The sequence below is a fragment of the Gordonibacter sp. genome (assembly GCF_036667095.1).
GTDB lineage: Bacteria > Actinomycetota > Coriobacteriia > Coriobacteriales > Eggerthellaceae > Gordonibacter.
The window spans coordinates 1-4,017 of sequence record NZ_JAVWUP010000204.1 but is presented as its reverse complement, the minus strand read 5'-3'; the positions used below and the strand labels follow the sequence as shown (position 1 = coordinate 4,017).

At 58.7% G+C, this 4,017-nt stretch carries 4 protein-coding genes; 3 read left to right on the top strand and 1 reads right to left on the bottom strand.

Features of this window, described 5'->3' with window-relative positions; all coding sequences use genetic code 11:
• From RR842_RS12440 to RR842_RS12430, 3 genes are all read left to right on the top strand, one after another.
• Positions 1-417, top strand: a 417-nt coding sequence (locus RR842_RS12440; RefSeq protein WP_332729943.1) for an aminotransferase class V-fold PLP-dependent enzyme, incomplete at its 5' end; no start/stop codon positions are given.
• Between the two features lie 67 nt (positions 418-484).
• A complete protein-coding gene (locus tag RR842_RS12435; RefSeq protein ID WP_332729942.1) occupies positions 485-3,202 on the top strand; it encodes a molybdopterin-dependent oxidoreductase in 2,718 nt (905 codons plus the stop codon).
• A 27-nt stretch (positions 3,203-3,229) separates the two neighbouring features.
• Positions 3,230-3,835 (top strand): 4Fe-4S dicluster domain-containing protein, encoded by a 606-nt coding sequence (locus RR842_RS12430; RefSeq protein WP_332729941.1) that lies wholly within the window; start codon positions 3,230-3,232, stop codon positions 3,833-3,835.
• Here RR842_RS12430 and RR842_RS12425 read toward each other — a convergent pair.
• Positions 3,825-4,017: hypothetical protein (locus RR842_RS12425; RefSeq protein ID WP_332729940.1), on the bottom strand; the 193-nt coding region annotated here is incomplete at its 5' end. The two genes, RR842_RS12430 and RR842_RS12425, sit on opposite strands and share 11 nt — an antisense overlap.

Genomic DNA, 4,017 nt, shown 5'->3' with positions numbered 1-4,017 from the left:
CATGACGGGCAGGCTCGCGCCCATGCACAGGCGGAAGCCTTGCGCGACAGGCTCATCGGCACGCTACGCTGCCTTCATCCCGACCTTATCGTGAATTCGCGCGAAGACGGCTCGCCCTTCATCGTGAACTTTACCTTGCCCGGCACCGACAATCGCCTCATACTCGACCGCCTGAGCGATGCCGGTATATATCTTTCCGCCTCTATGGCCTGCGCCACGAACCACGCGAGCGTGCCTGCCGGTACCTGGCGCAAAAAGCATCCCTTGGCCTTGCAGCTCGCAGGCGTTCCCAAGTACCTCGCTCAGTGCACGTACCGCGTCAGCTTCAGCAGCCGCAGCACTGCTGACGAGGTCGACCGGTTCCTACGGAAGTTCGAGGAGGTGGTGTCCGCCCAGCAATCAAGAAGATCCGCCTGAACAACCACCCGTTGAAAGAGACGACGGGAAACGTCCTATGCGTGTCATATCGAGAGAAGGGGAATCTATGGGAGAGAGTATCGATGGCATCACGCGCCGCAGCTTCGTAAAGGGGGGTGCTGCGGCAGCAGGAATCGGCATCGCAGGAACGCTCGCCGGATGCAGCACGCCCAACGCGAAAGACGAGCAAAACACGACAACGGCCGCCAAAGACGAAGGCGTATGGCTGCCTTCGCAGTGCAACATGTGCTTCAATGCTTGCAGCATCCTCGGCCACGTGGTTGACGGCAAGCTGGTGGAGATCAAGGGCGACGACCGCAGCCCTGCTGGCTGGGGGCATCTATGCGGCAAGGGAACTGCGGGCATCATGCAACTCTACGACGAGAACCGCATAACCAAGCCCATGAAGCGCACGAACCCGCAGAAAGGTGTCGGCATCGACCCCGGATGGGAGGAGATCAGTTGGGACGAAGCGTACGACCTTATTCTGGAAAAACTTGACGAACAGAAGGAGAAGAACAAGCCCGTCATCGTATTCGCGCTTATCACCAGTATTATCTCGTGGATCGACTCTATGAACTGGCTGGGCAGCAATGGCAACATCCCCATCCCATTCAAAGCCGACATCTGCGGTGCACCCACGCATCCCATCTCCTCACTACTCACCGGCTGTGGCAATGCGCTGCCCGATTACGGCAACTGCAAGTATCTCATGCAGTTCGGCACGCAAGCCGGCGTGGCCACGCGCCACGGCACCAGTATCACCGCGAAAGTGTTTGCCGAGGCTCGCGCAAACGGCTGCAAACTGGTGAACTTCGACCCCCACCTGTCAGGTGCCGCCGAGAAAGCCGATGAATGGGTGCCTATCCGCCCCGGAACCGATGCCGCGGTAGCGCTAGCAATGGCTAACCTGTTAGTGAACGAGTACGACCTGTACGACAAGGAGTTCCTAACCAATCGCACGAACGGACCCGCACTCGTGGACCCCGCAACGCAACGCATCGTGCGCAGTGCGAAGGGCAACAAGGCCCTGTACTGGGATCTCTCGGACAACACGGCAAAACCCTACGACGAGGCCACGCAGCCAGCACTCGTTGGCAACTTCGAGGTCGAGGGCGTTTCGGTGCGCACGGCGTTCAACATCTTCAAGGACGCCATCGCCAAGTACACACCTGAATACGCCGAGCAGGTGACTACCGTGCCCGCCGACACCACGCGTCGACTGGCGAAGGAATTCGGCGAAGCCGCCTGCATTGGACAGACGGTCGAAGTGGACGGGTTGACCGTCCCTTACCGTCCCGCCGCCGTAGATACGTTCTCGGGAATAGCCCGCCACAAGCACGGCTTCATCACCCACTGGGCTATCCTTCAATTAAACACGCTGATCGGAGCCACGTTCGCTCGCGGCGGTTATTTGGGCTACTACACCAAGAACGCGCACGGCTTCTACGAAGGCGATAAGGACCACAACTGGGAGTTTTCCGTCTGGGAGGAAGACGGCCTCATCGAAGATCTAGCTATGGCCCACGGTTTCCCCGTGAACGGATCGCACTACCAGCACATCCGGGAAGCAAGCTACACGCCCACATCTCAGGCCATGGAAGAGCTGCAGCCACTAACTATGGACCAGCATTTCGGCTATATCGCCCAAGTGCAACCCGAGGTGTATCACACTACGCCGTCAGAAGTGGCGTTCTGCATGGCGTCGAATCCGCTGAAGAACTGGTGCAACCACGACTATCAGGCCAAGGTGCTGGAGTCGTTCGACTGGATCTTCGGCATGGACATTTACCTGAACGATTCGTCGTATTACTACGACCTGATCATCCCCGAGCCCAGCTACCTTGAGCGCTTCGACCCGCTCCCGCTGTCGTTCAACAACCACCGAGTGCCCGGCCTGCCGGAAGTACCCTACATCGTGGCAGGGCGCATGCCTATCGTAGACGCAAAGGACAACTGCCCCAGTGCTCTTGACACGTTCGGCGCGCTTGCCGCGAAGGCCGGAAAGACCGCCGAGTATTCCGGTGCTCTGAACGAGTACTACCGTCTTGCCAAGGAATACCAGCTGGACGGCAAAGAGCAGATCACGGCCGAGCGCGTGTGCGACGCAGCGCTCAAGTCGCTGGCCGGAGAAGACCGCGGGATCGACTGGTTCCGCGAGAACGGCGTGCTCACCCGCGAGCGCAAGGCCGACGAAGTATACGTCTTTGCCGCTGGCATGGAGGGCCGTATCCCGCTGTACTTCGACTTCATGCTGGAAGCAAAGGGCAAAATCGAGGCCGAAGTGGAAAAACTCGGCATCTATTGGGAGACCGACGACTATATCCCCCTGCCCGAGTTCATGCCTTGCCTGGATCACGAGGTGGAGGAAGAAGGCTTCGAGCTGTTCCCCGTATACTGGACCAATGCCATCAACACCGACACCTGGCAGGTGGAAAACGCCTGGATCAACGAGATCAACGAAGCCGACGACAGCACATACTTCCTGGAAATCAACTCCGCAACCGGCGCGGCCAAGGGCGTGAAGTCGGGCGACAAGGTGCGCTTGTCCAACCGTGACGGCGACGCCATCGAGGGTATTGCCGTGCTCACCGAGTTCGTACATCCCGAATGCGTTGCCTCGGTAGGCGGGCATTTGAACTCGAAGTCAGACTACCAGCCCATCGGAAAAACCAAGGGCACAGCCGTGAACCACCTGGTACCCGCTGGCGACCCGAAGCGCATGGAATACGTCGGGTCCGGCGTTGACCAGTGTGTACGTTGCAAGCTCGAGAAGATTTCCTAAATCATTTTAGAAAGGAGGAGGATTTTCATGGCTTACGGATTCGTGATCGACCTTGAGAAGTGCGTCGGATGCCACGGTTGCTCGGTGGCATGCAAGGGGGCAAACGGCACGCCTCCCGGCGTGATGCGCTCGCGCGTGCTGCGTGGCACCGAAGGAACCTATCCCAACGCGGTACGCACCATCCGTCCGGTGCTGTGCATGATGTGCGAGAAGCCCGCCTGTGTGGCAGCATGTGCAACCGGGGCATCCACCATCCGCGAGGAAGACGGTATCGTCATCATCGACAAGAAGAAGTGTATCGGCTGCAAAAGCTGTATCGAGGCGTGCCCTTACGGTGCGCGCTTCCTAGTGGAGAACGCGGAGGGCTACTTCGGTACGGAGCTGAACGAATACGAGAGCGTCGCCTACGAAGGCATGCCGAAGATGACCGTGGACAAGTGCGACTTCTGCATCGAGCATGCCGGAACCGGCAAACCCGACCCCGTATGCGTGCAAGCGTGCATGGCAGAAGCCCGCATCTTCGGCGACCTCGACGAAATGAAGAAGCTCGTCACCGAACGCAAGGGTGATGTTTACCTAGCCAAAGAGGACACCGGTCCGCGAGTATTCTATCTGCCCACCGTTACCGCATAGTCTCGGCCCACTCTTCCTCCCCTCCCTGCGAAGGCCGCACCAGCAATGGCGCGGCCTTCTTCGCAAGCCCCTTAATTCTTAGCTTTTCGAGGATCGCCGAGGCAGCAAAACGCTTTGCTAGAGTCGCGAACAGGCCTTTTGATTTCACCGAAATTTTATGTTGTGATTTTATGGAGAAAGAT